The sequence below is a fragment of the Streptomyces hebeiensis genome (assembly GCF_052983195.1).
This window is the reverse complement of the sequence record NZ_CM129812.1, coordinates 34,117-58,932: the sequence shown is the minus strand read 5'-3', so window position 1 is coordinate 58,932 and position 24,816 is coordinate 34,117. Positions and strand designations below refer to the sequence as shown.

22 protein-coding genes and 1 pseudogene are annotated in these 24,816 nt (G+C 71.8%); 14 read left to right on the top strand and 9 right to left on the bottom strand.

Annotated features, from left to right (window positions below; all coding sequences use genetic code 11):
- Nucleotides 1-32: 32 nt before the first annotated feature.
- From ACU6P3_RS00270 to ACU6P3_RS00260, 3 genes are all read left to right on the top strand, one after another.
- On the top strand, nt 33-1,235 hold the full coding sequence (locus ACU6P3_RS00270) for an aldose epimerase family protein (protein WP_447195350.1): 1,203 nt from the start codon (nt 33-35) through the stop codon (nt 1,233-1,235).
- A 130-nt stretch (nt 1,236-1,365) separates the two neighbouring features.
- On the top strand, nt 1,366-1,926 hold the full coding sequence (locus ACU6P3_RS00265) for a SigE family RNA polymerase sigma factor (RefSeq protein WP_447195349.1): 561 nt from the start codon (nt 1,366-1,368) through the stop codon (nt 1,924-1,926).
- Complete coding sequence (locus ACU6P3_RS00260; RefSeq protein ID WP_447198158.1) at nt 1,926-2,783, top strand: hypothetical protein; 858 nt, start codon at nt 1,926-1,928, stop codon at nt 2,781-2,783. The genes ACU6P3_RS00265 and ACU6P3_RS00260 overlap by 1 nt, the downstream gene beginning before the upstream one ends.
- Before the next feature lie 148 nt (nt 2,784-2,931).
- Here the strand turns inward: ACU6P3_RS00260 and ACU6P3_RS00255 are convergent, their stop codons facing one another.
- Together ACU6P3_RS00255 and ACU6P3_RS00250 are read right to left on the bottom strand one after the other, a co-directional pair.
- On the bottom strand, nt 2,932-4,155 hold the full coding sequence (locus tag ACU6P3_RS00255) for a M20 family metallopeptidase (protein ID WP_447195348.1): 1,224 nt from the start codon (nt 4,153-4,155) through the stop codon (nt 2,932-2,934).
- Nucleotides 4,156-4,277: 122 nt separating this feature from the next.
- Complete coding sequence (locus ACU6P3_RS00250; RefSeq protein WP_447195347.1) at nt 4,278-5,897, bottom strand: AbgT family transporter; 1,620 nt, start codon at nt 5,895-5,897, stop codon at nt 4,278-4,280.
- A gap of 155 nt (nt 5,898-6,052) precedes the next feature.
- Between ACU6P3_RS00250 and ACU6P3_RS00245 the strand changes: the two genes are divergently transcribed.
- Both ACU6P3_RS00245 and proP read left to right on the top strand, forming a co-directional pair.
- Nucleotides 6,053-7,123 carry an Lrp/AsnC family transcriptional regulator gene (locus ACU6P3_RS00245; RefSeq protein WP_344280439.1) on the top strand — a complete coding sequence of 357 codons (1,071 nt, stop codon included), beginning with the start codon at nt 6,053-6,055 and terminating at the stop codon, nt 7,121-7,123.
- Nucleotides 7,124-7,300: 177 nt separating this feature from the next.
- A complete protein-coding gene (gene proP / locus ACU6P3_RS00240; protein ID WP_447195346.1) occupies nt 7,301-8,911 on the top strand; it encodes a glycine betaine/L-proline transporter ProP in 1,611 nt (536 codons plus the stop codon).
- A gap of 135 nt (nt 8,912-9,046) precedes the next feature.
- On the opposite strand, the gene ACU6P3_RS00235 is transcribed toward proP, so the two are convergent.
- The 3 genes from ACU6P3_RS00235 to ACU6P3_RS00225 all read right to left on the bottom strand — a co-directional run bounded on the left by ACU6P3_RS00235 (nt 9,047) and on the right by ACU6P3_RS00225 (nt 12,652).
- Nucleotides 9,047-9,574, bottom strand: coding sequence for a hypothetical protein (locus ACU6P3_RS00235; protein WP_447195345.1), 528 nt, complete (start codon nt 9,572-9,574; stop codon nt 9,047-9,049).
- 155 nt (nt 9,575-9,729) lie between these two features.
- Nucleotides 9,730-10,863 (bottom strand): AEC family transporter, encoded by a 1,134-nt coding sequence (locus ACU6P3_RS00230; RefSeq protein WP_447195344.1) that lies wholly within the window; start codon nt 10,861-10,863, stop codon nt 9,730-9,732.
- Nucleotides 10,864-10,894: 31 nt separating this feature from the next.
- Nucleotides 10,895-12,652 (bottom strand): NAD-dependent malic enzyme, encoded by a 1,758-nt coding sequence (locus ACU6P3_RS00225; RefSeq protein ID WP_447195343.1) that lies wholly within the window; start codon nt 12,650-12,652, stop codon nt 10,895-10,897.
- A gap of 564 nt (nt 12,653-13,216) precedes the next feature.
- On the opposite strand from ACU6P3_RS00225, the gene ACU6P3_RS00220 reads away from it, so the two are divergent.
- On the top strand, nt 13,217-13,534 hold the full coding sequence (locus ACU6P3_RS00220) for a hypothetical protein (protein WP_447195342.1): 318 nt from the start codon (nt 13,217-13,219) through the stop codon (nt 13,532-13,534).
- Between the two features lie 88 nt (nt 13,535-13,622).
- On the opposite strand, the gene ACU6P3_RS00215 is transcribed toward ACU6P3_RS00220, so the two are convergent.
- Nucleotides 13,623-14,102, bottom strand: a complete 480-nt coding sequence (locus tag ACU6P3_RS00215; RefSeq protein ID WP_447195341.1) for a CGNR zinc finger domain-containing protein — start codon at nt 14,100-14,102, stop codon at nt 13,623-13,625.
- 106 nt (nt 14,103-14,208) lie between these two features.
- Between ACU6P3_RS00215 and ACU6P3_RS00210 the strand changes: the two genes are divergently transcribed.
- Complete coding sequence (locus ACU6P3_RS00210; protein WP_447195340.1) at nt 14,209-15,075, top strand: alpha/beta fold hydrolase; 867 nt, start codon at nt 14,209-14,211, stop codon at nt 15,073-15,075.
- A gap of 46 nt (nt 15,076-15,121) precedes the next feature.
- Here ACU6P3_RS00210 and ACU6P3_RS00205 read toward each other — a convergent pair whose 3' ends face one another.
- Nucleotides 15,122-15,883 (bottom strand): metallophosphoesterase family protein, encoded by a 762-nt coding sequence (locus ACU6P3_RS00205; protein WP_447195339.1) that lies wholly within the window; start codon nt 15,881-15,883, stop codon nt 15,122-15,124.
- A 117-nt stretch (nt 15,884-16,000) separates the two neighbouring features.
- Between ACU6P3_RS00205 and ACU6P3_RS00200 the strand changes: the two are divergent.
- Nucleotides 16,001-16,084 (top strand): annotated as a pseudogene (locus ACU6P3_RS00200) (AAC(3) family N-acetyltransferase); the annotation flags it as partial.
- 101 nt (nt 16,085-16,185) lie between these two features.
- Here the strand turns inward: ACU6P3_RS00200 and ACU6P3_RS00195 are convergent.
- On the bottom strand, nt 16,186-16,821 hold the full coding sequence (locus tag ACU6P3_RS00195; protein ID WP_447195338.1) for a GNAT family N-acetyltransferase: 636 nt from the start codon (nt 16,819-16,821) through the stop codon (nt 16,186-16,188).
- A 226-nt stretch (nt 16,822-17,047) separates the two neighbouring features.
- On the opposite strand from ACU6P3_RS00195, the gene ACU6P3_RS00190 reads away from it, so the two are divergent.
- From ACU6P3_RS00190 to ACU6P3_RS00170, 5 genes are read left to right on the top strand one after another with little or no spacing between them, the layout of a single operon-like run.
- Nucleotides 17,048-18,706: an ABC transporter substrate-binding protein gene (locus tag ACU6P3_RS00190; RefSeq protein ID WP_447195337.1), complete on the top strand. Its 1,659-nt coding sequence runs from the start codon at nt 17,048-17,050 to the stop codon at nt 18,704-18,706.
- A gap of 1 nt (nt 18,707) precedes the next feature.
- Entirely contained in the window at nt 18,708-19,637 is a 930-nt protein-coding gene (locus tag ACU6P3_RS00185) for an ABC transporter permease (RefSeq protein WP_447195336.1), read from the top strand.
- A gap of 14 nt (nt 19,638-19,651) precedes the next feature.
- On the top strand, nt 19,652-20,608 hold the full coding sequence (locus tag ACU6P3_RS00180) for an ABC transporter permease (RefSeq protein WP_447195335.1): 957 nt from the start codon (nt 19,652-19,654) through the stop codon (nt 20,606-20,608).
- Entirely contained in the window at nt 20,605-21,606 is a 1,002-nt protein-coding gene (locus tag ACU6P3_RS00175) for an ABC transporter ATP-binding protein (RefSeq protein ID WP_447195334.1), read from the top strand. Before ACU6P3_RS00180 ends, ACU6P3_RS00175 begins: the two co-directional genes overlap by 4 nt.
- A 37-nt stretch (nt 21,607-21,643) precedes the next feature.
- Nucleotides 21,644-22,675: an ABC transporter ATP-binding protein gene (locus ACU6P3_RS00170; protein ID WP_447198157.1), complete on the top strand. Its 1,032-nt coding sequence runs from the start codon at nt 21,644-21,646 to the stop codon at nt 22,673-22,675.
- Between the two features lie 25 nt (nt 22,676-22,700).
- Here the strand turns inward: ACU6P3_RS00170 and ACU6P3_RS00165 are convergent, their stop codons facing one another.
- Complete coding sequence (locus ACU6P3_RS00165; protein WP_447195333.1) at nt 22,701-23,783, bottom strand: alpha/beta hydrolase; 1,083 nt, start codon at nt 23,781-23,783, stop codon at nt 22,701-22,703.
- A gap of 82 nt (nt 23,784-23,865) precedes the next feature.
- Between ACU6P3_RS00165 and ACU6P3_RS00160 the strand changes: the two genes are divergently transcribed.
- A complete protein-coding gene (locus ACU6P3_RS00160) occupies nt 23,866-24,744 on the top strand; it encodes a LysR substrate-binding domain-containing protein (protein WP_447195332.1) in 879 nt (292 codons plus the stop codon).
- Nucleotides 24,745-24,816: the final 72 nt, after the last annotated feature.

Below are 24,816 nucleotides of genomic sequence, written 5' to 3'. Positions count from 1 at the left end.
ACCCCGACGCATTCCCGGCAGGAGCCGCGCTGATGAACAACGAAACACCCCGCCCGCGTACCACCACGGGCCCCGCCACCCGGCGTACCGTCCTGGCGGGAGCCGCCGCCGCGGGCCTGGCGGCCGCCACGGCGACCACCGCGCGAGCGGAGTCAGGACCGGCCGGACAGGCCGGCGGCAGAGCCCCGGTCCGGGAGCCGTTCGGCCGGCTCCCGGACGGCTCCAGGGTCCACCGCTGGACCCTGGAGAACGGCGGCACCCGGCTGCGCGTGCTCAGCTACGGCGGCATCGTCCAGTCGCTGGAGATCCCCGACCGCCGCGGCCGGTACGCCAACGTCTCCCTCGGATTCGACAACCTCGACGACTACCTCGGGGCCGACACCTTCTTCGGCGCGCTCATCGGCCGGTACGGCAACCGGATCGCCAAGGGCCGCTTCACCCTGGACGGCCGCACCTACCAGCTCCCGCTGAACGACGGGCAGAACACCCTGCACGGCGGCACGGAAGGCTTCGACAAACGCGTCTGGGACGTGGAGCCGTTCACCCGGGGCTCGGACGTCGGGATCGTCCTGCGCCGGACCAGCCCCGACGGCGAGATGGGCTACCCCGGCACCCTCCGGGCGGCGGTCACCTACACCCTGACCCCGCGCGGCAGCTGGCGCATCGAGTACGCGGCGACGACCGACCGCCCGACGGTCGTCAACCTGACCAACCACACCTACTTCAACCTGGCGGGGGAGGGCAGCGGCGATGTGTACGGGCACGAGCTGACGCTCGCCGCCACCCGCTACACACCGGTGGACACGACCCTCATACCCACCGGCGAACTGGCGAAGGTGGTGGGCACACCGTTCGACTTCCGGGCCGGGAAGCCCATCGGCCGTGACATCCGCACCGGCCACCCGCAGCTGCTGCGCGGCCAGGGATTCGACCACAATTTCGTACTCGACAAGGGCATCACGGCCGAGCCCCGGCACGCCATCACCCTCCGCGACCCCGGCTCGGGCCGCATCCTGCGGATCGCCACCACGGAGCCCGGCGTGCAGTTCTACTCGGGCAACTTCCTCGTCGGCACCCTGGCCGGCACCTCGGGCCGGGTCTACCGGCAGGGCGACGGGCTGTGCCTGGAGACCCAGCACTTCCCCGACTCCCCGAACCAGCCTTCGTTCCCCTCGACCGTCCTGCGCCCCGGACAGACCTACCGCTCGGCCACGGAGCACTCCTTCCACGGCTGAGCCAGGGCGCCCGCGCCCGCCGGACCGAGCCGTCGTACCGTGCCCGGTCCGGCGAGGGCGGGCCGGAAACGCGTACGACGGGGGCCGGTCGACCGCGGGGACACCACCGCGGAGAAGGGGCGGTTTTGTCGTGAGCTCTGTCGTGGACGACACCGCGGCCGCCGAATTCCACGCGTTCTTCGAGCGGCACTACGCGGAACTGTCCACTCTCGCCTACTTGTTGACGGGCGAGGCGGACACGGCGGACGATCTGGCCTCCGACGCGCTGCTCGCCATGTGGCGGCACTGGGACCGGGTCAGGGCAGCCGACCACCCCGTCGCGTACGCCCGGGGGGTGGTCGCCAACCTGGTCCGTTCACGGATCCGGAGCGCCGTGCGCGAGCGCCACAGGATCTCGCTGTTCTGGTCCCAGCGCCCCGAGGGGGTCGACGGCCCGGACGTGCCTGTGGTGCTGGACGTCCGGGCCGCGCTGGGCCGGCTGCCGTTCCGCAGGCGCGCGTGTGTCGTCCTGCGGTACGCGATGGACCTCTCCGAGCGTGACACCGCTCTCGCCCTCGGCATCTCGGTGGGCACGGTCAAGAGCCAGTCGTCACGCGGGATGGCGGAGCTGCAACGCCTGTTGGGCACCGGTGCCGCGGAAGCCGGCATCCATGCGAAGGTGGCCGTGGGACGCATGGAGAAGAGGTGCTGATGGACGACCTCGGCAGGCGGCTTCGGCAGGAGGCGCGCGCCCACCGCCCGGACCGGGAGCGGATACTCGCCGGGATCGAGCGGGGCATGGCGGACCCGGCGCCCGCGGCCGGACCCGGTCACCGGCCCGCGCCCTGGCCGCGGGTGGCCGCCGTGACGGGCGGGGCCGTCGGTGTCCTGGGCCTGAGCCTGTTCGCCCTCGGCCCCGTCGTCGACGGTGCCCACGAACCCTCCCGGACCGTGGCCGCCACGGAGCGGCCGGCCGTCGCGGGGCCGAACGGCCCGGCGGACGCCCCGGAGCACTCCGGGGCGGCCCCGCGGAGCCCGCGGGCCACGACCGGCAGTGCCGGCTCCGACGCGTCCGGCTCCGACTCCGCCGCGTCCGCCGACGCCGAGCGGTCGCCGGCCGCCGGGCGACCCTCCGCGGGCGGGAGCGACGCGTCCGCTCGGGCGGGCACCCGCTCCCGCTATCTCCGGTCGGCCGGCGCGGTCGATCCGCACAGCAACGCCTACTGGGCCCAGAACAATCTCACCCTCACGACCGAACGGCCGCTCACCGCGCTGACGGTGGAACTGCGGATCGCGCAGACCGGCGGGGTGCGGGACACCGGCTCCTGGCGGTCGCTGCCCGTGACGGACTTCTCCGTCTCGGTCCACGCGGACGGTGGTGCCCTGGTCTTCCGCTGGACGCTCAGGGACGGCGCGACGGTGCCGGCCGGTACGCACATGTTCGCCGCCCAGTACGACCACGCCGAGGGCGGCCGGGACGCCACCGGTGACCGGTACACGGCGCGGGCCTCGGCCGTGGGAGGAGCGGCCGAGGTCACCGGGGACTTCACCTCGGTCGGCGCCCGCTGAGCCACGTACCGGCACCGCCGCGTCCCGATCGGTACCTGGGCACCGCCGCGCCCGCGTCGCATCCGGCGCCCGGCGGCGACGGGTCGGCCGCCGCCCGTGCCGCCCCCGGCCGGTGGGCGCCCGTCACCGGACGCCCACCGGCGCGGTCTCACTCCGCGGCGCCGCCGCTGCCCAGGGCGAGCGCGTGCAGGGTCCCCGCGGTGAGTGCCGTACGGTCGGGCAGGTCGGCGGTGAGAACGTGTTCGTGGCGTGCGTGCGCGCCGTCGCCGGTCGCGCCCATGCCGCACAGCACGGGGCGGCCGAGGGCGGCGACGAAGTTGGCGTCGCTGCCGCCGCCCACGAACAGCTCCGCGAGCGGGGCGCGCAGCTGGGCGGCCACGGAGTCCGCCACGGCGAAGAGTGCGCGGCCGGCCGGACCGGGCTCCATGGGAGGCCGGTTCCAGCCGCCGCCGACGGTCAGGGTGACCCGCGGATCGGTGGGGGCCAGGCTCGCCAGGACCTCGTCCATGCGCCGGATCTCCTCCTGGCCGGCGACTCGGATGTCCACCAGCCCATGTGCCTCGCCCGCGATCACATTGCGGGCCGTACCGCCGCTGATCCGCCCGACGTTGACACTGGTGCCCCGCTCCAGGTCCGCCGCGTCGGCCAGTTGCCGCACGGCGTCGGCGAGGGCGTGCACGGCGCTGGCGCCCTTGGCCGGGTCCAGTCCGGCATGGGCCTCGATGCCCGTCGTGTTCAGGGTGAAAATGCCCACCCCCTTGCGGCCGGCCTTGACACCCCAGGAGCCGCCGGGCTCCAGGACGAGGGTCGCCACCGCGTCCTCGGTGGCCCGCTCGATGACAGGGCGTGACATGACGCTCCCCGTCTCCTCGTCCCCGTTGAGGACGAAGCGTACGGTCGGCCGGGCCAGGCCGAGCTCCCGCAGGGCGCGCAGGGCCCACACTCCTTGCGCCAGGCCCGCCTTCATGTCGAAGACACCGGGTCCGGTGACGGTCTCCTCCGTCACCGTGAACGGCCATCCGGCGAGGGTACCGGCGGGCCACACCGTGTCGTAGTGGCCGACGACCGTGACCGTCGGACCGCCGCTCACCGAGCCGGTGTACTCGGCCTCGACGACATCACCGCACGCCGCGTCGCGGTGGCGCACGAGGCGGTCCGGCTCTCCCAGCCGCTCGGTGAGCAGGTTCACCAGGAGGCCGGCGGTCGCGTCGAGGAGGGCCTTGTCGTCGCTCGGCGACTCCTGTTCGACGAGTCGGCGCAGATCCGTCAGGAAGCCCTGACGGTACTCCGCCGTACGGCACCGGTCGGCGATGCGGGACACGCCGTCGGAGGCGTCGGACGGGGAAGGGAAGGCGGATGCGGGTACGGACATGACGCGGTGACTCTCCGGTTCTCGCGGTGGCGGGTGCGGGGGACATGGAGTGACGGCCCGGGAGCCGGATCGAGGGCTCCCGGGGCCGCCGGGCGGGGCGGGCGCCGTGCGACGCGCGGGGGTCAGTGCACGGGCGCCCCCGGTCCGAAGGGCAGCCCGGCCGTGTACCAGGCCAGGAAGAGCAGGGTCCACACGAGGAGCATGGCCAGGGACACGGGCAGCGTCAGCGACATCAGAGTGCCGATGCCGGCGGTGGGCCGGTAGCGGCGGACGAAGCCGAGACAGAGGACGAAGTACGGGCTCATCGGTGTGATGGCGTTGGTACAGGAGTCCGCGATGCGGTAGAGCGCCCACGTGGTCTCGGGCGCGACATGCAGCAGCATCAGCATGGGCACGAAGACGGGCCCGATCAGCGCCCACATCGCGGACCCGCTGGTCAGACACAGGTTCATCACGCTGACGACGACGATCACACCGACGAAGACCAAGGTGAGCGGCACCCCGGAGGAGTCCAGCAGCCGCGCGCCGCTGATTGCCATGACCTCACCGATCTTCGTCCACTTGAAGTAGGCGAGGAACTGCGAGATCGCGAAGAACAGCACCAGAACCGGGGTGAGGTCGTGCAGCCCGCGGGCCATCATGTCGGGGATGTCCCGGGCGCGCTGTACCGCTCCCACCGCCCGGCCGTAGACGACGCCCGTGGTGAAGAAGAGCAGTGCGAGGAACACGGCGACGTTGTGGACGAGGGGTGAGTCGATGACGGCGCCGTGCTCACCGCGCAGCGGGGAAGCGGCGGGCAGCGCGGCGGCGGCGATGACCGCGAGCAGCACGAGCGCGGTGGCGGCGGCGCTCCGCAGCCCGCGCCGCTCGTCCCCCGTGAGCGAGAGATCGGGCAGGTCCGCGCCGTCGGCCGGCCCCGAGACCCGGTCCCCGCCCCCGGCGGGCGTGGCCGGGCCGGAGCCGGCCGCCGTCAACTCCTCGGGGCCCGCGGTCATCGCCACGCGCCGGGTCAGCAGGGTCTCGGCGACCACGGTGACCACCAGGGCCAGGACCACGGAGGAGACCAGCGAGAAGAAGTAGTTGGCCACCGGGGTGACCGTGTAGGCGGGATCGATGGTGTGTGCGGCCGCCGTCGTCAGCGCGGCCAGCGTGGCGTCCGACGGCGTGACCAGCGGACTGGCCGCGTGGCCGCTCGAGACGGACACGAAGGCGACCACCGCGCCCAGTACCGGGTTGCGGCCGACGGAGCGGTAGGCGATGGCGCCCAGCGGGATCATCACCACGAACGCGGCGTCGGACGCGATGTGCGCCACCATCCCGGTGAACGCGACGACGAACGTCACCGCCCGGACCGGGACCTTCGCCAGCGCGGCCCGCAGCATCGCGGTCAGCAGTCCCGCCCGGTCCGCGACCGACACGCCGAGCATCACGACCAGCACCACACCGAGCGGCGGGAAGGTCGCGTAGTTGTCGATGAGGCCGTCGAGCATCATCGTCACACCCGCGTCGGAGACCAGGCTCCGGACCACGACTCGTCCGCCGTCCGCGGGAGAGGCCGCGGAGACGCCCAGGGCGTGCAGCGCCCAACTGAGCACCAGCAGCACGCCGCTGAGGATCACGAAGAGCCAGAACGGGTGCGGCAGCCGGTTGCCCACGCGCTCGACGATCCCGAGTACCCGCAGGGTCAGCGCCACGGACGCGGTGGGCTTCTCCACCGTCGTCTCCACCGTCGTCTTGGTCACCACATCGTTTCCCTTCCTCACCAGCCGGGTGGCCGCAGCGCGGCGTATTGATCGGCAATAAGACGTCAGCATGGTTGTTTGTGTCAATGGAGAAGTGATGTACGCCGATTTCATCCGTGTAACTTCTTGGTGATGGGAGGGTCTAGGATCGGTCCATGCCCTCGCCCACCGTCACCACCCGGCGGACATCGGCGCGCCCGGAAGAACGGCTGCTCGATGACGTCGACCTCGACCTGGTCGCCGCGCTCCAGATAGCGCCCCGGACCCCGGTCAACGCCCTCGCCGACGTGCTGGACAGCTCACCGAGCACCATCGCCCGCCGGCTCTCCCGACTGCGTGCGGACCGGCTGCTGCGGGTGGTCGGCCGACTGGACTGGCCGCTGATCACCACGGAGAACCCGCGCCAGGTCTGGATCACCTGCGCCCCCGGCCGCTCCGAGGAGGTGGCCCGCCGGCTCCTCGAACTCGCCGAGGTACAGACCCTGTTGCTGACGACGGGCAGTGCCGACATCTACTGCAGTGTCTATCCCCTGCTCGGCACCGACATCTTCGACCTGCTCACCCACCGCCTGCCCGCGACCGAGGGCATCGTCTCCACCGAGTCCCAGCTCGTCCTGCGCGCCCACACGCTCGGCCAGACCTGGCGGCTGCACCGGCTCTCCGAGGACCGGACGGCACAGCTGCGCGAGCACGCGGTCCAGGTCACCCGCGAGCGGCTGACCTCGCCCGGCCGGCTCTCGGAGCTGGAGCGCCGCACCCTGGAACTGATGGTCGCCAACGGCCGGATCCCGGCCGCCGACATCGCCCGCGAACTGGGCGTCAGCCGCTCGACCGCCTACCGCACCGCGCAGTCGCTCCTCGAATGCGGCGCCCTGGTGCCCCGGGTGGAGATCGAGCCCACCCTGCTGGGCTTCCCCCTCAACGCCCTGCTCTCCCTCACCGTGCTGCCGCAGGCCATTCCCGGCCTGCTCGACACCCTCGGCGCCCACCCCTCCGCCCGCCAGGTGTCGATGGTGGCGGGGTCCTCGTCGGTCATCCACTACGGCGTCTTCCGTGACGAGGAGGACCTGGCCCGTTTCATCACCACCGACCTCGGCGCCTTCCCCGCCGTCACCACGGTCAACACCTGCGTCGGCGTGCGCGTCCTGCGCCGCCACTGGACCGCCCGGGACGGCGTACGGCTCGGGGAGAGGGTCGCCGGACTGTGGCCCCGTTCCACGTCCTGACGCCGCACACCGCCCGTCCAGCCCCGCAGCCCCGGTGCCCCGGGGCATAGGGGATTTCCCTTCGGGTAGACGCGGGACGGACCGCGGGGGACACGCGGTCCCCGCCGTCGTTTCCGCAGGCAGGGACCGGCGGGGGAATAATGCGTCACCACGAACGTGCCCTGCGGACGGGATGGAATGAGGACTGGACACCGCAAGACGCCGCGGCCCCGGCGGGGCGGGCGGCCGGGCGGGGCCGGTAGCGCCGCCACCGACCGACTGCTCCGTATCCTGCTGCGCCGGGGCAAACAGCCGCTGAGCGCCGAGGACGTGACGGTCACCGACCGTCCCGAAGTGCGCAGGGCCGTGTCCGCGGCGGCACTCGGCAACACCATGGAGTGGTTCGACTTCGGTGTGTACGCCTACCTGGCGGGCACGCTCGGCAAGGTCTTCTTCCCGTCGAGTTCGCCCGCCACCCAGGTGGTCTCCACCTTCGCCACCTTCGCCGCGGCCTTTCTCGTGCGCCCACTGGGCGGGCTGGTGTTCGGCCCGCTCGGCGACCGCATCGGCCGCAAACGGGTGCTCGCCGCCACCATGATCATAATGGCGATCAGTACCTTCGCCGTGGGGCTGCTGCCCGGATACGCCACGCTCGGCCTGGCCGCGCCCCTCCTGCTGCTCGCCTGCCGCCTGGTCCAGGGCTTCTCCACCGGCGGTGAGTACGCGGGCGCCACCACCTACATCGCCGAGTACGCCCCCGACAAACGCCGTGGGTTCCTCGGCAGCTGGCTCGACTTCGGCACCTTCGTCGGCTACTCGCTCGGCTCCGGCATCGTCACCGTCCTGACGGCCGTCCTCGGCGACGACGGCATGGTGCAGTGGGGCTGGCGGCTGCCCTTCCTGATCGCCGGACCGCTCGGTCTCATCGGCCTCTACATGCGACTGCGGCTGGAGGAGACCCCCGCCTTCCAGCAGGCGACCGAGCAGGCGGAAGAGGCCAGGCAGCAGCCCGGCGCCGAGGACCCCACCGAAGAGGCCCGGCAGTCCGGCAAGGGACGGCTCAAGGAGATCTTCACCCGGCACTGGGAAGCCGTCCTGATCTGCATGGGGCTGGTGCTGCTCTACAACGTCACCAATTACATGGTGACCTCCTACCTGCCCACGTTCATGACCGAGACCCTCGGCGAGGATGCCCTCACCGCCCAGCTGCTGGTCCTGGGCACCATGATCGTGGTGGTGCTCACCATCACCACCGTGGGCCGGACCTCCGACCGCTGGGGCCGGCGGCCCGTTTTCATGGCGGGCAGCCTCGCACTGATCGCGCTGGCCGCGCCCGCGATCCTGCTCATCAGGGCCGGCGGCATCCTGCTGCCCGCCCTCGGCTGTCTGATCCTCGGCCTGCTGCTGGTGTGCTTCGCCGGGACGTCCGCCTCGACCCTGCCCGCGCTCTTTCCCACCCGGCTGCGCTACGGAGCCCTGTCGATCTCCTTCAACATCTCCGTCTCCCTGTTCGGCGGCACCACTCCGCTGGTGGTCTCCAGCCTGGTCGAGGCGACCGGCAGCACGATGGTCCCCGCCTACTACCTGATGGCCGCCGGTGTCGTCGGACTGATCGCCACCTTCTTCCTGCACGAGACGGCGGGCAAGCCGCTCAGGGGCTCGGGGCCGATGGTGGAGAGCGAGGAACAGGCCCAGGAACTGGTGGCCCGCAGCCGCACCGAGGCCGGCCGACGGGCCAGGGACGTATGGATCCGGGTACGGCACCCATGGGTCCACCACCACACGCACGGTGACCGCGACGACGGCTGACGGTGTCACCGGATCCGACGGACCGGCCCCGGACGTACCTGGCCCGACGGGACCGGCCGTTCGACGCCGACGGTTCGACGCCGACGGTTCGACGCCGACGGTTCGGCGGACCGGAGCCGGGTCACGCCCTCCCGTCTACTTGCTCAGGACGTTCGCCGCCACGATGAACAGCCCGAACAGCATGTCCACGGCCCCGGCCCGACAGGCCTCCGGACGGCCGCGCCCGGCCACCCGCGCGGCCCAGTACCCCCAGCCGAACAGCGCCACCGTGTTGAGGACCAGGGCGAACTCGATCGCGTCGTCCTCGGACCACCACCCGGCCCGCGCTCCGAGCAGCGCAGCCACCGTCGGCACACAGGCGGCGACGATCGGCCATTCGGTCAGCATCGACCACAAGGTGCCCGCGGTGGCCGGTCCGGCGAGGTGGGTCCGGTGCGCGATGGCGTGGGCGTAGCCGTGTGCCGTGGCCGCCGCCAGCGCGGCCAGCAGCACCCACACCGCGTCGTAGCCCGGGTCCGGCGCACCGCCGTTGTGACCGAGCGCCGCCGCCAGCACACTGGCCAGCACCGTCCCGTACACACAGCCGAACAACAGCCGCTGCAAGGGCTCCCGCCGCAGGCCGCCGGGGGCCACGACGACACGGGAACGGCCGGGCACGGGCATCACCTCCCGGGGCGGGGAACACCGTCCGTTCCGTGAGGTGTACCAGCACATCGCGCACCGTGCCCGGTGACCGGCGGACACGTACGCCGAAGAGGGCGAGCCGGTCATCCGGCTCGCCCTCCGCACCGTCCCCGCCGGGGTCGAGTCGCTCCCGGTCAGTTGGTGAGGTTGATCATCAGCGGCAGCGTGACGAACGCCAGCACGATGCTGATGATCACCGCCGAGGCGATGCGGTGTTCCTCGCTCTTGACGTGCTGCGAGGCGAGCATCATCGGCACGGGGGAGACGGGGAACGCCACGATCAGCGCGGCCTGCGCCGCGACCTGCTGCGAGGTCAGCAGCAGCCCTATCCCGTAGGTGCTCAGCGGCAGCACCACCACACTGCACAGCGCGACGGCGAACGCGCCGGCACTGAGCTGCGGCCGGCCGACCCGGGCCAGCGTCACACCCACCGACAGCAGCGCCACGCCCGAGGCGGCCTGTCCCACCAGTGTGAGCGAGCTGTCCACCATCTCGGGCGGGTGGATCCCGACCAGCGCGAAGACCAGGCCGAGCAGCGGGGCCCAGGCGAAGGGCTTGCGCAGCGGCTGCACCATCCGTAGCCAGGTGGGCCCCCGCGCCCCCGCGCCGGCCGGGCCGGTGTCCGGGCCGTGCGGCATCTCGGCGGCGTCGGGGTCCGTTGCGTCCGGGCCCGCGATGTCCGGCGGGCCGAACCCGCCGCCCGCGCCGGATCCGGCCGGGGCGCCCGCCGCGGCGGGTACGGGCCCGGGCGCGTGCGCCGCCACCCGGGGCCGGGGAACGGCGGCGGTCCTGGCCTTGTCCCCGCCCCGGTCCCAACTGATCAGGATCAGCACCGCGGGGTCGAGGACGACATTCACCAGGATGCCCGCGATGGCGATCGGGATCGCCGCGGTCGCGCCCCCGAAGAGGTTGCCGAGGATCGTCACACCCATGAAGGCGTACTGCGGCTGGACCGAGGCCAGCGCCACGATCGCCGCCCGGTCGAGCGGCAGCCGGCCGATCGTCCGCAGCCCCAGGAGGATGAGGGCGTACAGGCCGAGCAGCCCGAGGGCGAGCATGCCGACGAGCGGCCCCTGGCTGAGCAGGGTGTGGCGCGGGGTGTTCATGATGCTCAGGAACAGCGACGCCGGAAGGGCGAACTGCATCGTGAGCACCGTGAGCGCACCGCCGCGCTCCCCGGCGAACGACTGCCCGCGGCCCGCCCCGTAACCGAGTGCGATCACGAGGAAGACGGGCACGACGATCGTGAAGATATGAGAGAAGCTCACAGTCTTGTCCCTTGTTTCACCGGCGCGGACATCAGACCGACTTCACGGGTCGGTAGTCCGGGCTCCACATGGCGGCTCGCACCGCCGTGTCGAGATCGTCGTCAAGAGTCGCGCGGGCGACACCGTCACGCTCGGCCGCGCGGGCCACGGCCACGGCGACGGCGGCGGATGTGTCCCGCAGCCGGTCCACGAGAGGGAGGATCGGTGCGCCGGGGGTCGTGGGGTCGACCATGGCGGCGATCTGCCGTGCCGCGGCGAGGAGCATGCCCTCGGTGATCCGGTCGGCGCGGGCCACGACGGCGCCCAGGCCGAGCCCGGGGAAGACCAGGGCGTTGTTGGCCTGACCGATGACATGGGTCACGGCGCCATGGGTCACCGGGGCGAACGGGCTGCCGGTGGCGACCAGCGCGCGCCCGTCGGTCCACTCGATCAGGTCCTGCGGCGTGGCCTCGGCCAGCGGCGTCGGGTTCGACATCGGAAGGACGACCGGCCGTTCGGTGTGCGCGGCCATCTCGCGCACGATCTCCTCGGTGAAGGCACCGCCCTGGCCCGAGGTGCCGATCAGGATGGTCGGCCGGGCACGGCGGACCACCTCGGCGAGGCCGATGCCGCCGACCCGCTCGTCGCGGTCCCAGCCGGCGACCTCGTCGGCGCGGCGGGCGTAGCGCAGCCGGTGTCCGTCCAGGCTCGTGTCGGCGTCGGTGAGCAGACCGTACCGGTCGACGCACCAGAACCGGTCCGATGCCTCGTCCGGCGAAAGGCCGTCGGCCACCAGCGCGTCCCGCAGCTGGTCGGCGATGCCGAGCCCGGCCGACCCGGCGCCGAAGATCACGACGCGGTGGTCGCGCAGCGGCGCGCCGGTGACCCGGGCGCCGGACAGGACGGCGGCCAGGTTCACCGCGCCGGTGCCCTGGATGTCGTCGTTGAAGGTGAGGGCCTTGTCGCCGTACGTGTCGATGATGCGCCGCGCGTTCGCGGAGCCGAAGTCCTCCCAGTGCAGCAGAGCTTCGGGGAAGACCCGGCCGGCGGCGGCGACGTACTCGGCGACGAAGGCGTCGTACGTCTCACGGTCCACGCGCGGATGGCGGTTGCCGAGGTAGAGCGGGTCGTCGAGCAGTTCCCGGCGGTTCGTGCCGACGTCGAGAACGACCGGAAGCGCGCGGGCGGGGTCGATACCGGCCGCGGCGGTGTACACGGCGAGCTTCCCGACGCAGATGTCCATGCCGCCGACGCCCCAGTCGCCGATGCCGAGGATGGCCTCGCCGTCCGTGGCGACGAGCAGGTCCACATCACCCGGGCCGAGCCCGGCGGCGCGCAGTGCCGGCTCGATGTCCTCGGGGGCGTCCACGGAGAGGTAGATGCCGCGAGAGCGCCGGTACTCATGGCTGTAGCGCTCGATCGCGGTACCGACGGTGGGGGTGTAGACGATCGGGAGCATCTCGCTGAGGTACTGCCCGAGCAGCCGGTAGAACAGCACCTCGTTACGGTCCTGCAGGGACCGGAGGTACACGTTCTTGTCCAGGTCCGTCGCCTTCGCCCGGTACTGGGCGTACGCGCGGGTCACCTGCTGCTCCAGAGTCATCACCTGGGCGGGGATCAGGCCGGTCAGCCCGAGGTCGCGGCGCTCTTCACGAGTGAACGCGGTTCCCTTGTTCAGGCGCGGATCGGTGAGTACGGCGCGCCCGCGGGACGTGGTCTCCCAGGAGCCGTCCGCACTGTTCCAGCGGGTGGCCGGGGAGGCGGAGGATGACGGGCCGGAGTCCTTCGCTTCAGGAGGGTCGCTCTTCATTGCTGCTCGTTGTTCCTTGCTGTGATGCGGTTCGCGGGGTGGGTGGCACCCCGGGAAATCACGGTATCAACATATTTAAATCCGAATCATCGTTCGTGGCACGGGCGTTCACGAGTCAAGGACGGGTAAACCCCGCAGGTCGCGTGTGGGTTCACCGGCGGTGTGAAGGGGGAGCGGCGGCGGTGTGGCGCGCACCGTCGCCGGAGGTTCTTTATGAACGAAACGGACGCGGGGCTTGTACTGCCGAGGGGCTGGGCCGTGAGGGCCCGCCGACGGCCGGGGCCCGGCACGGGGCGTGGGCCCTGGGGAGACGCCGCCCCGGACGGCTCCCGCCCGGGCGCCCGCCTCGGCGTGGACAGCTTCTCGGCCGCCTGACCGCGACAACCCCCGGTACCTGCCGCTCGTTGCCGTACCGGGACCTCCGCACGCGTTTGCTCATCGCGAGCGCGTTGTGTGAATCTCTGACGTCATCTCTCCGAAAGGGCAGGTCATGACGCTCGGTAGGGTTCTCGGTGACGTCTCCTCTCGCGCTTCGACGCGGGAGCGGTAGCCCTGCCTGCGCAGATGGGGACGCAGGCGGTCGCGGCGACGTACCGATGCTGCCCGTACCTCGCTGTCTGCCCGTACCTCGCTGTCCAGGTCGAGGTCAAGGATCCGGACCATCCCGCGAGCCGGATCGCGCAACGGGTCAAGGGCGAGCCGCAGTCCGTCTACCACGCGGAGGCGGAACGCGGCGGGGCCGGCGCTCCCGGCCTGCCGACCCGACAGTTGATTCTTGTCTTCGACGGTGCGAGCGCCCGCTTCGGAATTCGGGCCGAGACCTCGGCCGGACTTCTCCGGCCCGCTGTGGCCACCCTCCTCGACGCCGCCGGCATGCGTTGAGCGCTGAGGCGGCCCGGCCGGCACCTGCCCGCAGCCGCGGCACATCGGCGTTCCCGCGCGGTTCGGCGCGGTCGGCCCCAGAACGAGCTCAGCGGGTGCGTTCGTAGTGGCGGCGTGCTTTCTCGCGGTTGCCGCAGACAGCCATCGAGCACCAGCGGGCGCGGTTGGCGCGGCTGCGGTCGAGCAGGAACAACTGGCATTCGTCGTTGGCGCAGGGGCGTAGCCGCCCGGGCGTGTGCTTCTCGGTGGCGGCCCAGGCGAGGATCACCTCGACGGCCAGCCGGGCGTGCGGGGGAGCTTTGACTGTCCACTGAAGACCGTCGGAAGTGATCTCCGGGATCTGGTGGACCCCTTCGAGCAGCGGGCTCAACGCGGTGGGCGAGCTCTCTCCGCGCACCACGTCCCGCAGGATGTCTCGTGTGTCGCGCAGCAGCGCCAGTTCCGCGAGGCTGCCTTCGCCGCCGTGCTCCCGTGCCCAGCGTATGCCTCCGGCCGGGTCGCCGAGCGCGTCCTGCTCCTCGCCGTTGACCAGCGGCCTGCTGTTGAGCAGGTCCAGCAGCGTGTCCATCGGGCAACACTCTCCATCTAACCGGATCGAATCATTTGACAGGTTAGCCCATTCCGTGCTTGCCTGACGGTGAACTAACCGGATCGGACATCCAAAGGGGTTAGAAATGAGCTCGGTGCACCACCGGACCGCCACCGTCGACGGCTACGAGATCTTCTACCGGGAAGCCGGCCCGGCCGACGCCCCCGCGATCGTCCTGCTGCACGGCTACCCGACCAGCTCGTTCATGTTCCGCGAGCTCATCCCGCTGCTGGCCGACGACTACCACGTCATCGCGCCGGACCACCTCGGCTTCGGCCACTCCGACGCTCCCCACGTGGGGGAGTTCGCCTACACCTTCGACGCCCTCGCCGAACTCACCTCCGGACTGCTCGACCAACTGGGCCTGGACCGCTACGCCCTCTACGTCCAGGACTACGGAGCCCCCATCGGCTGGCGCCTCGCGCTCCGGCACCCCGAACGGATCTCCGCCCTCGTCACCCAGAACGGCAACGGCTACGAAGAAGGTTTCGTCGAGTCGTTCTGGACCGACGTCTGGGCCTACGGGGCGAACCCCGGCCCCGACACCGAACCCGCCGTCCGCGCCGCGCTGAGCATCGACGCCATCCGCTGGCAGTACGTGCACGGCGTGCCCGCCCCGAGCCTGGTCAGCCCGGACACCTGGGAGCACGACTTCGCCCTCGTCTCCCGCGAGGGCAACGACGAGGTCCAGCTGGCGCTGTTCCGCGACTACCAGAACAACCGCCCGCTCTACCCACGGCTGCACGAATTCCTGCGTACCAGCGAGGTCCCGGTGCTCGCCGTGTGGGGCCGCAACGACGAAATCTTCGGCCCGGCCGGTGCGCGAGCCTTCGCCCGCGACGCCAAGGACGCGGAGGTGCACCTGATCAACGGCGGCCACTTCCTGCTGGAGAGCCACCTGGACGTCGTCGCGGGTTACCTGCGCGGCTTCCTCGGGCGGGTGCTGGGCTGAGCGGGTGTCTCATGACTGATCTTCCGGCCGATCGGTGACAGGGCGTTCACGGCGTGTGGGCGCGCCCGTCGCGCGGAGCGAAGGCCGCGAGGGCTTCCACGTCGGTCGCCCGGGCGCGCAGGAAGTAGTCCGCCCACTCGCCGGCTCGGGGGTAGGACGAGTCCTGGCGGACCTGAGCCACGGCCGCCTCGATGTCGAAGTGCGTGGTGCGCAGTTCGACGCCGGGTCCGAGGAGGCACCAGTGCGCTCCGGCCCTTCCGTACGGCATGCCGACGCTCCCGGGGTTGACCACGAGCCGGCCTTCGGCGAGGCGGACGAACGGCATGTGGGTGTGGCCGCAGACCACGGTGCGCATGTCCGCATCGAGGCCACCGAAGACCTCCTTCCAGCGGTCGGAACGGGAGTCGACCAGGACGACCTCCTCGTCGTCGCGGGGGGTGGCATGACAGAACAGCACCTTTCCCAGGCCGCGGACGGACAGGGAACGTGAGGACGGCAACGAGTCGAGAAGGACCACATGCTCCTCGCGCAGTTGTTCCGCCGCCCAGGGAGCGATGGGGTCGGGGATCGTGTCGCGCAGTCCCCGTCGGTATTCCGTCAGTTCGCGGTCGGCGTTGCCACGGATCCACACGACGCGGTCGCCGAGACCGGTGAGCAGATCGAGAACCCGCGTCGGTTGCGGGCCTGCCGCGATGTCACCGGTGAGCACGATGCGATCGGCGGCGTCGACGTCCGGTTCGGCGAGGACGGACTCCAACGCCGGCAGGACCCCGTGGATGTCGGACAGGACGGCGACTCGGTTCAGCATGGTCACCACTGTGCGACCTCGGCGGCGTTGCGCTCTACCCCGCCTGGCCGGTACCGGCCGGGATTCGCCCGGTTTCACCGGGACGAGGGCCTGGGGTGGTGGTCGAAAACGAGTGGTGCTACGACACCCACCCATGGCGTCGGTGTCGTCCCGGAGACCGTACGCACCTGGCCGGGTGCCGTCCGCTCACGGCCTCGGACACGCCTGGGTAAGGGCCCGGACGAGGATCGCGACGCACCGCACGGCGCGCCGCTCGGGCCCGGCGCGGTGTCTCGTGCCCGGACACCGTGTGGGGACCTGACTCATTCCGGGAGCGGACCGGGCTCGGTGGGGCGCCCGAGGTAGGTGGACGAGCCGGAGCCGGGGACGTCGAGCTCCCGGAAGCCCACCCTGTCGTAGAAGGCGCGGGCCGGGCGGTTGGCCGTGGACATGCACAGGTGGACGGCGGGTACCGCCTTGGCGTGCAGGGCCGCCAGCAGGGCGTTCATCAGGGTGCGCCCGTGTCCCCGGCGCTGCTGTCCCGGCAGCAGGTCGACGTGCAGGTGCGCCGGGTGGTCGGCCAGCTCCGGCACGACCATCCGCTCCGGGGTGTGCATGAGCGCGAGCATCTTCTCCGTGGGCGTGGTCGGCGGCGTCGTGGGAGCGGGATACCGGTCCGTCAGCCGAGGCAGCCACTCGTCCCGGAACGCCTCGGTGAACCGGGGGGTGTCGGCCGTCCCCACGATGTAGCCGACGGCCTCGCCCCGGCCGTCGTCCAGCACGAACGCCAGGTCCGGCTCCAGTTCGAGGTACGGCGCGGCGAAGATGTTCGGCAGGAGTTCAAGATCGGGGTAGATCTCCCGGGAGTCACCCCCCTCGTACCCGGTACGCACGCAGACGTTGAACACGGCAGCGCGGTCCCCGGGGCGGTAGCGGCGGACGAAGGGTGAGGTCGGCATGGCCGCATCCTGCCGGACCGTGTGCGCTGCCACAACCGTACGACGTAGGGAGTGCGGATCGGGGAGCGCAGGGGAACGTCGCGCACGTCGCATGTCTTGACGCTGCTGCACCCCGGGTCTAGCTTCGGCGTCTACAGATGCAGACCGAGTATGTGTATGTGGACGGCGATAACGGCCGTGCGGACTCGGAACGCACCACAACAGCACTCCCGGAGACACGCCGACGATGAAGTCCTCCGCCTCCTCCGCTTCCTCTGTTTCCTCCGATGCGCGCCCGGGCCGGGGCCGGTCCCGCACCCTGCTCACTCTGCTCCTCTCCGGCGCGATGCTGCTGTCCAGCGGGTGTGCCGTGGCGAACGGCGACAGCGCCGGCGACGCGGGCAGCGCGGACGGCCGCACCCTGCGCGTGGTGCTCACCCAGGAACCGCCGACGCTGGAGCCCTGCGAGTCGTCCCTGACCGCCACCGGTGTCGTCGTCCGTTCCAACATCACCGAACCGCTCGTCGAACGCGACCCCACCTCGGGCGAGTTGCGGCCGTTGCTGGCGACCGGCTGGACCCAGACGCGGCCCACGACCTGGACCTTCGACATCCGCCCGGGGGTGACGTTCCAGAACGGCGACCGGTTCGACGCGCAGGACGCCGCCTTCTCCATCGACCGAGCCGTCAACTCCGACCTCGCCTGCAACGTGGACGGATACGTCTTCGGCGACGAGGGACTGGACGTACGCGTGGACGGCCCGACCCGGCTGACCGTCACCACCGAGAAGCCCGATCCCATCCTCCCGCTGCGGCTGAGCTTCGTCGAGATCGTGCCGCGCACCACCGACACCGAGGCCAAGGTGCGCATACCGGTCGGCACCGGCCCCTACGCCGTGCGGTCCTGGCAGGCGGGCTCCGCGATCTCCCTGACCCGCAACGAGGAGTACTGGGGCGAGGCCCCCGCCTACCCCCGGGCCCGCTACGTCTGGCGCGGTGACGCGAGCGTTCGCGCCGCCATGATCGACAAGGGCGAGGCCGACATCGCGATGTCGCTGGACCCGATGGACGCGGAGAAGAAGACCACCGTCGACTACCCCAACAACGAGACGACCGCCCTGCGGCTGGACGGACGCGAGGCGCCGCTGGACGACCTGCGGGTGCGCCGGGCGATCGGCATGGCCGTCGACCGGGAGGGCATCGCCGACGCCCTGCTGGGCGGACTGGCCGAGCCGGCGGCCCAGTTGGTCCCGCCCGGCGTGGTGGGCCACAACGACGCGCTCGAACCCACCCGGTACGACGTGGACGCCGCCCGCGCGCTGGTCGAGGAGGCGGCGGCCGACGGCGTGCCGACCGGCCGGGAGATCACATTGGTCGCACGCAACGGCCAGTTCGCCGGAATCGCGGAGACGGCCGAGGCCCTGCAGTACGAGTTGGGCCGGATCGGGCTGAAGGTGAAGGTCCGCATGGCCGACACCGCCACCCAACTCCAGTACCAGCTGCGGCCGCTGCCGCGCGGCGTCGGGCCGATCGCCCTGCTGATCATGCATGGGAACCAGGCCGGTGACGCGGCGTTCACCACCAGCCAGTATCTGCTGAGCGACGGCCCGCAGTCCACCTTCGGCACGGCGGAACTCGACCGGCGCATCGCCGCCGCGGGCGGCCTGTCCGGTGCGGCGCGCCAGAGGGCCTTCGCCGGCCTGCTCGCCCACCAGAACGCGTCGGTGGCGCAGTACGCCTACCTGGCCCACATGCGCGGACTGCTCGGCCTGTCACCGTCCGTACGGTACCGGCCGAACTCCGCCACCGGAGACGAGATGCGGCTGGCCGACGTCACCCCCGCGAAGGCCGCGGACGCGGCGAAGGCGGCGGAACCAGCGAGGGCGGCGAAGGAGGTGCGGCACTGACATGGTCCCGTTCCTGCGCAAGCGCGTCGTATCCAGCGCGATCCCGCTCCTGTGCGTGGTGCTGGGTGTGTTCTTCCTGGCCCGTATGACCGGCAACCCGGTCGATCTCTACCTTCCGCTGAGCGCCACCCCCGAGCAGCGGGCGGACTTCTCCGCCGCCCAGGGCTTCGACGACTCCGTGCCGGTACAGCTGTGGCACTACCTCACCGGTGCCGTACAGCTCGACTTCGGAACCTCCCTGCGCACCGGACAGCCGGCCGCCACCATGGTGCTGGACGCTTTTCCCGTCACCCTCCAACTCGCCGGTGTCACCATGCTCCTGGCGATCAGCGGCGCGTTGCTGGTCGGCAGCCTCGCCGCCTACCGGCCGGGCTCGGCGATCGACCGGATCGCGGGCCTGCTGTCGATGACCGCGGCGAGCATCCCGGACTTCTGGTTCGCGATCGTGGGAGTGCTGGTCTTCGGTGTGAGCCTGGACCTGCTGCCGACGTCCGGCACGCTGGGCGGCCCGGAGGTGTGGATCCTGCCCGTCGCCACCCTGTTGATCCGCCCGTTCGGTGTGCTGGTGCAAGTGGTCCGCGGCAGCATGGTCGGCGCGCTGTCCGCCCCCTACGTCAAGCTCGCCCGCAGTAAGGGCGCCGATGCCCGGCGAGTCGTCTTCGGCCACGCGCTGCGCAACGCCGTCACCCCGGTCCTGACCGTCGCGGGGGACCTCACCGTGGCTCTGGTCAACGGCGCGGTGATCGTGGAGACGATCTTCGGCTGGCCCGGGATCGGCAAGCTCATGATCGATTCCATCCTCCAGCGCGACTTCGCGGTGCTGCAGGCAGCCGTGCTGCTGACCGCGGTGACGATCTTCGCGCTGAACATCCTCGTCGACGTCTGCCACGCGCTGCTCGACCCCCGGGTACGCCAGGCGGTGCCGGCATGAGGGAAGGAGCCACGATGACCGACCGGATCGAGCCGCCCTCGGCCTCGGACACCCCACCCGCCCCTCGTCCGCCCCGCTGGTGGCTGCTGCTCGGCCGGGACCGGCTCGCCGCCGTCGCGGCCGCGGTCCTCACCCTGGTCGTCCTCGTCGCGCTGTCCGGCCGCCTGTTCATCGGGGACCGGGCACAACGGCAGGACCTGCGTGCCTCGCTGCGCCCGCCCTCCCTCGACCACGGCGTCCACGGGCTGCTCGGCACGGACGTGCTGGGACGCAGCGTGCTCGCCCGGCTGGTGGACGCCGCCGGTACGACGCTGTCCGTCGCGGTGCCGGCGGTGCTGTGCTCGCTGGTGATCGGCTCCGCGCTGGGACTGTGGGCCGGGTACCACGGTGGCGTGCGGGAGAGCGTCACGATGCGGGTGGCCGACATCATCCTCAGCTTCCCCTCCCTGCTGATCGCGGTCGTCGTGCTGTACGTCTTCGCGCCCAGCGCGATGAACATCGTGCTGATCCTCGCGGTGACGCGGGTCCCCGTCTACCTGCGCACCGCCCGCGCCGAGTCGGCCGAGCTGAGGAGCCGGCTGTTCGTCGACGCGGCGCGGACCTTCGGCACACCGAGCCGGAAGATCATCTACTGGCATGTCCTGCCCGTCGTGCTGCCGACGCTGCTGACGGTGGCCACCCTCGACTTCTGCCTCGTGATGCTGACCGAGTCATCACTGAGCTTCCTGGGCATCGGCATCCAGCCGCCCGACGTCAGCTGGGGCCTGATGGTGGCTCAAGGCCGTCAGTACCTCGGGACGGCGTGGTGGATCGCCGTGCTGCCCGGCGTCGCGATCGTCCTGACCACGGTGTCCGCCACCGTGCTCGCCGCCTGGGCACGCCTGGCCACGGACCCGGCCCAGCGCTGGCGTCTGACGCTGCCCAGGAAGCGCCGCGGCGCCACGGCCGTTCCCACGGAGATGATGCAGTGAAGCACTCACCCTGCGATCCCGACCGCCCCGCGCTGGATGTCGAGGGCCTGTGCGTCGACCTGCGTACCCCCTCCGGCACGGTACGCGCGGTGGACGGCGTCAGCTTCGGCGTGCACCGGGGCCGGACCCTCGCCCTGCTGGGCGAGTCGGGCTGCGGGAAGTCGATGACCGCGCTGTCCGTCGTGGGCCTGCTCGACCCGGTGGCCGAGGTGACCGGCGGTGCCGTCCGCGTGGGCGGCACCGACACACTGCGGCTGAGCCGGGCGGAGCGCAGGAAGCTCGCCGGCCCCGCGCTGTCCATCGTCTTCCAGGACGCGCTGACCGCCCTCAACCCCGTGCAGCCGGTCGGCCGGCAGCTCGGGGAACCGTTCCGTATCCACCGCGGGTTCTCCCGGCGCAGGGCCGAGGAGGAAGCGGTCCGGCTGATGACCCGCGTCGGTATTCCCGAGCCGCGGTTGCGGGCCCGCGCGTACCCGCACCAGTTCTCCGGCGGCATGCGGCAGAGGCTGCTGATCGCGATGGCCGTCGCGCTCGACCCTGACGTCCTGATCGCCGACGAGCCCACCACCGCGCTCGATGTCACGGTGCAGGCGCAGATCATGCGGCTGCTGCGGGACCTGCAGACGGAGCGGGACATGGCGGTCGTCCTGATCACGCATGACCTGGCGGTGGTCGCCCAGCGGGCGGACGATGTCGTGGTCATGTACGCGGGCACCGTGGTGGAGAACGGAACGGTACGGGAGGTCTTCTCCCACCCCCGCCACCCGTACACCAAAGGGCTGCTCGACTCCGTTCCGGAGGACGCCGTCCGGGGCCGTCCGCTGCCCGCGGTACCGGGCAGCCCGCCGGATCTCAGCGCGGTGCCGTCCGGATGCGTGTTCCAGGACCGCTGCCCCCTCGTACGGGAACGCTGTGTGCGGGAGCGTCCTCCTCTGCGGTCCGTAGGAGCCTCCCGTTCCGCAGCCTGCCACTTCTCGGAGGAACTCCACCGTGTCTGAGAACCCCGCGACCGAGACCTCCGCGACCGGGACCTCCGTGCCGGGCCACCGTTTCGACGGCCGGGCCGACGCCCCGCCGTTGCTCGAGGTCTCCGGCGTGACCAAGACGTTCGGCCACGGCCGGCGGCGTCTGACCGCCCTGGACGGCGTCGACCTGCGGCTGCGCCGCGGCGAGACCCTCGGGCTCGTCGGCGAGTCCGGCTGTGGCAAGTCGACCCTGGCCCGCGTCCTGCTCGGGCTGGAGCGGCCCGACGCGGGCACCGTGCGCTTCGACGGAACCGACCCGTTCACCCTGCGGGGCAAGGCACTGCTGGCCTGGCGGCGCCGGGTGCAGATGGTGTTCCAGGACCCGTTCGCCTCGCTCAACGCCCGGATGTCCGCCGCCGACCTCATCGGTGAACCGTGGCGCACGCACCGGGACGTCGTGCCCACGGCACAGGCCAGGGAACGCCGGGTCCGTGAACTGCTCTCCCTGGTCGGGCTGCGGGAGAGCGACGCCCACCGCTACCCCGACGAGTTCTCCGGCGGCCAGCGGCAGCGCATCGGCATAGCCCGCGCGCTGGCGCTCGACCCCGACCTCATCGTGTGCGACGAGCCGGTGTCCGCCCTGGACCTGTCGGTGCAGGCGCAGGTGCTCAACGTCCTGTCCGAGCTGCGCGAACGGCTGGGCGTCTCCTACGTGTTCATCTCCCACGACCTGTCCGTGGTCCGGTACGTCGCCGACCGGGTGACGGTGATGTACCTCGGCAAGGTCGTCGAACACGGCCGCACCGAGGACGTCTTCGACCGCCCCCTGCACCCCTACACCGCTGCCCTGATGTCCGCCGCGCCCGTACTGGACGCGTCCCGGGCCGCCGAGGACGCGGAGATCCGGCTGCGCGGCGAGATCCCCTCCCCGTACGACATCCCCTCCGGCTGCCGCTTCCGCACCCGGTGCTGGCAGGCCGAGGACCGGTGCGCCGACCTGGCACCTCCGGCCGTCTCCCGAGCGGACGCGGGGGACCCCGGAAGGCCCGGCCAACCCCACGCGGCGCTGTGCCACTTCCCGCTGGCCGGGGAACAGCCCTGACGCCGACGGCCGGCCGTGTGTCCGGTCAGTGGCCGAGGAACTCCCTGATCTCGTCCAGCAGCAGGTCCCGGCCGTACCGGGGGCGTTCCAGATGCACATAGTGGTTCGCTTCGGGCAGGGTCCGCACCCGTACGTCCCGGGCGTTGACCAGTCGCCGCGCGAGTCGGTCACCGTCTCCCGGGCGGGACCAGAAGTCGCGTTCCGCGCGGAGCAGGAGCGTACGGGCACGGATGCGCCCGGCATCGTAGGAGGGGCGTCCCTGCGCCAGATGGAAGGCGTCGACCAGTGGTCCCGTGGGGTTGCGGAAGGCGGGTGGCATGCGAGTGCCGCTGGTGGGGTCGGCGCTCAGGGCGGCGCTACGGTAGGCGTCCCGCACGGCGGGGTCACGTCGGGCATCGGGATCGTCGTCGGACAGCCCGCTGTCCCAGCGCGCGGTGAGCGAATCGGCCGTGACCGCCCGCCACGCGGGCTGGGGCCGGGGCCGCCCCGGGTTCTCGGGGTCCTCGAGTTCGCTCTGCAGCGGCCACGGGCCGGTGCCCGCGCACAGCGTGTTCAGCAGCACGAGATCGGCGATCCGCCCGGGCCGCCACGCGGCGTGTGTGGCGAGCCAGTGGCCGCCGGTGGCCCAGCCGAAGGCGGACAGGGGCCCGGGCCGGCGCCGACGGACGAGTGACACGGCGGCGTCGATGTCGGCCGCCGCCTCGCCGGAGCGTACCTGCGGTGGCGCGGCCGAGGGATCCTGGCCCATCGCGGGCGGGTGATCGCTGTGCCCGAAGCCGCGCACCTCCATGACGTAGACCGGGAAGCCGGCCAGCGCCAGATCCGCAGCCAACGACCCGCCCGGGACGGGCAGGTCGAAGGCCGCCGTGCCACCGGGCCGGGCCCCGTGCACCAGCAACAGCGGCCTCGCACGTACGACAGGGCGGGAGGGCAGGATCTCGCGCACGAAGATCCGCTTTCCGTCTTCACCCGTCGCCCACACGTCGTTACGGACCAGCGCCGCGCGGCCCGAGCCGGTACGGCCCGTGGCACGCGCCGGTCCGGCCGGTGCCACGACCGCCGACAGCCCCGCCGCCCCGGTGGTCCTCAGAAAATGTCGTCTGCGCATGACGCGACGCTAGAAAGGCCCGGTGGAAAAGACAATCAATCGGCTGTTATCAAACCATCGCCGTTACTTATAAGTTGAGCCCATGGAGCTGCGCCGCCTCAGATATTTCGTCGCCGTGGCAGAAGAACTGCACTTCGGTCGGGCCGCGGAGCGTCTGGGCATCGCCCAGCCCGCGCTCTCCCAACAGATCCAGAGGCTGGAAACCGATCTCGGCGTCCGGTTGCTGATACGCAACCGGCGCCGGGTGACGCTGAGCCCCGCGGGGAATGCCTTCCTGCCCGGGGCCCGCGAAACCCTCGCCCACGCCGACCGTGCGGCGCGGACCGCGCGCCGCACGGCCGCCGGCGAGCTCGGTCGGTTGGTTCTGGGCTTCGTGGGATCGGCGGCGGATGAACTGCTGCCGCGGGTACTGCCCGTGTTCCGGGCACGGCTGCCGGACCTCCGCCTCGTCCTGCGGGAGATGACCAGTGCCGAGCAACTGGCCGCACTCGCACGGGGTGGCCTCGACCTGTGCCTGATGCGTCCGCCCTCCCCACCCGTGCCCGGACTGCGGACCCGGCTGCTCACCCGGCAGCCTCTCGTCGCCGTCCTGCCCTCCGGACACCCCCTCGCGGACCTGGAGGAGATCGCTCCCGCGGACCTGCGGGGTGAGTCCCTTGTCCTGTTCCCCCGGGAGAAGGGCCCCTGGCTGCACGACGTCATCACCTCCTACTGCCACCGCGCCGACGGTGCCCGTCCTGAAGTCGCGCAGGAGGCGGTCATGATGCAGACGATCATCGCGCTCGTGGCGGCCGGAACGGGCATCTCCCTCGTCCCCGCGTCCCAGCGGTCCCTCGCACGGCCGGGAGTGGTCTTCCGCCCTCTGACGGGCGCACCCGTGGTGGACCTGGTGGCCGCGTGGTCCGAACCCCCGTACAGCCCGGCGCGCACGGCGGCGCTCGCCATTCTCTGCGCGCCGTGAACCGGCCGGATCGGTGCCGGTCCCGTCCGGCGACCGAACGCGCCCGGTGGCACCCGTCGCCACCCGCCCGGC

Coding starts and splice junctions, on each gene's coding strand:
- ACU6P3_RS00220 (WP_447195342.1), top strand. CDS start 13,217: ATGGGGACGCAGGCGGTCGCGGCGACGTACCGATGCTGCCCGTACCTC.
- ACU6P3_RS00160 (WP_447195332.1), top strand. CDS start 23,866: ATGGAGCTGCGCCGCCTCAGATATTTCGTCGCCGTGGCAGAAGAACTG.
- ACU6P3_RS00225 (WP_447195343.1), bottom strand. CDS start 12,652: ATGAAGAGCGACCCTCCTGAAGCGAAGGACTCCGGCCCGTCATCCTCC.
- ACU6P3_RS00205 (WP_447195339.1), bottom strand. CDS start 15,883: ATGCTGAACCGAGTCGCCGTCCTGTCCGACATCCACGGGGTCCTGCCG.
- ACU6P3_RS00185 (WP_447195336.1), top strand. CDS start 18,708: ATGGTCCCGTTCCTGCGCAAGCGCGTCGTATCCAGCGCGATCCCGCTC.
- ACU6P3_RS00260 (WP_447198158.1), top strand. CDS start 1,926: ATGGACGACCTCGGCAGGCGGCTTCGGCAGGAGGCGCGCGCCCACCGC.
- ACU6P3_RS00210 (WP_447195340.1), top strand. CDS start 14,209: ATGAGCTCGGTGCACCACCGGACCGCCACCGTCGACGGCTACGAGATC.
- ACU6P3_RS00190 (WP_447195337.1), top strand. CDS start 17,048: ATGAAGTCCTCCGCCTCCTCCGCTTCCTCTGTTTCCTCCGATGCGCGC.
- ACU6P3_RS00235 (WP_447195345.1), bottom strand. CDS start 9,574: ATGCCCGTGCCCGGCCGTTCCCGTGTCGTCGTGGCCCCCGGCGGCCTG.
- ACU6P3_RS00255 (WP_447195348.1), bottom strand. CDS start 4,155: ATGTCCGTACCCGCATCCGCCTTCCCTTCCCCGTCCGACGCCTCCGAC.
- ACU6P3_RS00165 (WP_447195333.1), bottom strand. CDS start 23,783: ATGCGCAGACGACATTTTCTGAGGACCACCGGGGCGGCGGGGCTGTCG.
- ACU6P3_RS00180 (WP_447195335.1), top strand. CDS start 19,652: ATGACCGACCGGATCGAGCCGCCCTCGGCCTCGGACACCCCACCCGCC.
- ACU6P3_RS00195 (WP_447195338.1), bottom strand. CDS start 16,821: ATGCCGACCTCACCCTTCGTCCGCCGCTACCGCCCCGGGGACCGCGCT.
- ACU6P3_RS00245 (WP_344280439.1), top strand. CDS start 6,053: ATGCCCTCGCCCACCGTCACCACCCGGCGGACATCGGCGCGCCCGGAA.
- proP (WP_447195346.1), top strand. CDS start 7,301: ATGAGGACTGGACACCGCAAGACGCCGCGGCCCCGGCGGGGCGGGCGG.
- ACU6P3_RS00215 (WP_447195341.1), bottom strand. CDS start 14,102: ATGGACACGCTGCTGGACCTGCTCAACAGCAGGCCGCTGGTCAACGGC.
- ACU6P3_RS00270 (WP_447195350.1), top strand. CDS start 33: ATGAACAACGAAACACCCCGCCCGCGTACCACCACGGGCCCCGCCACC.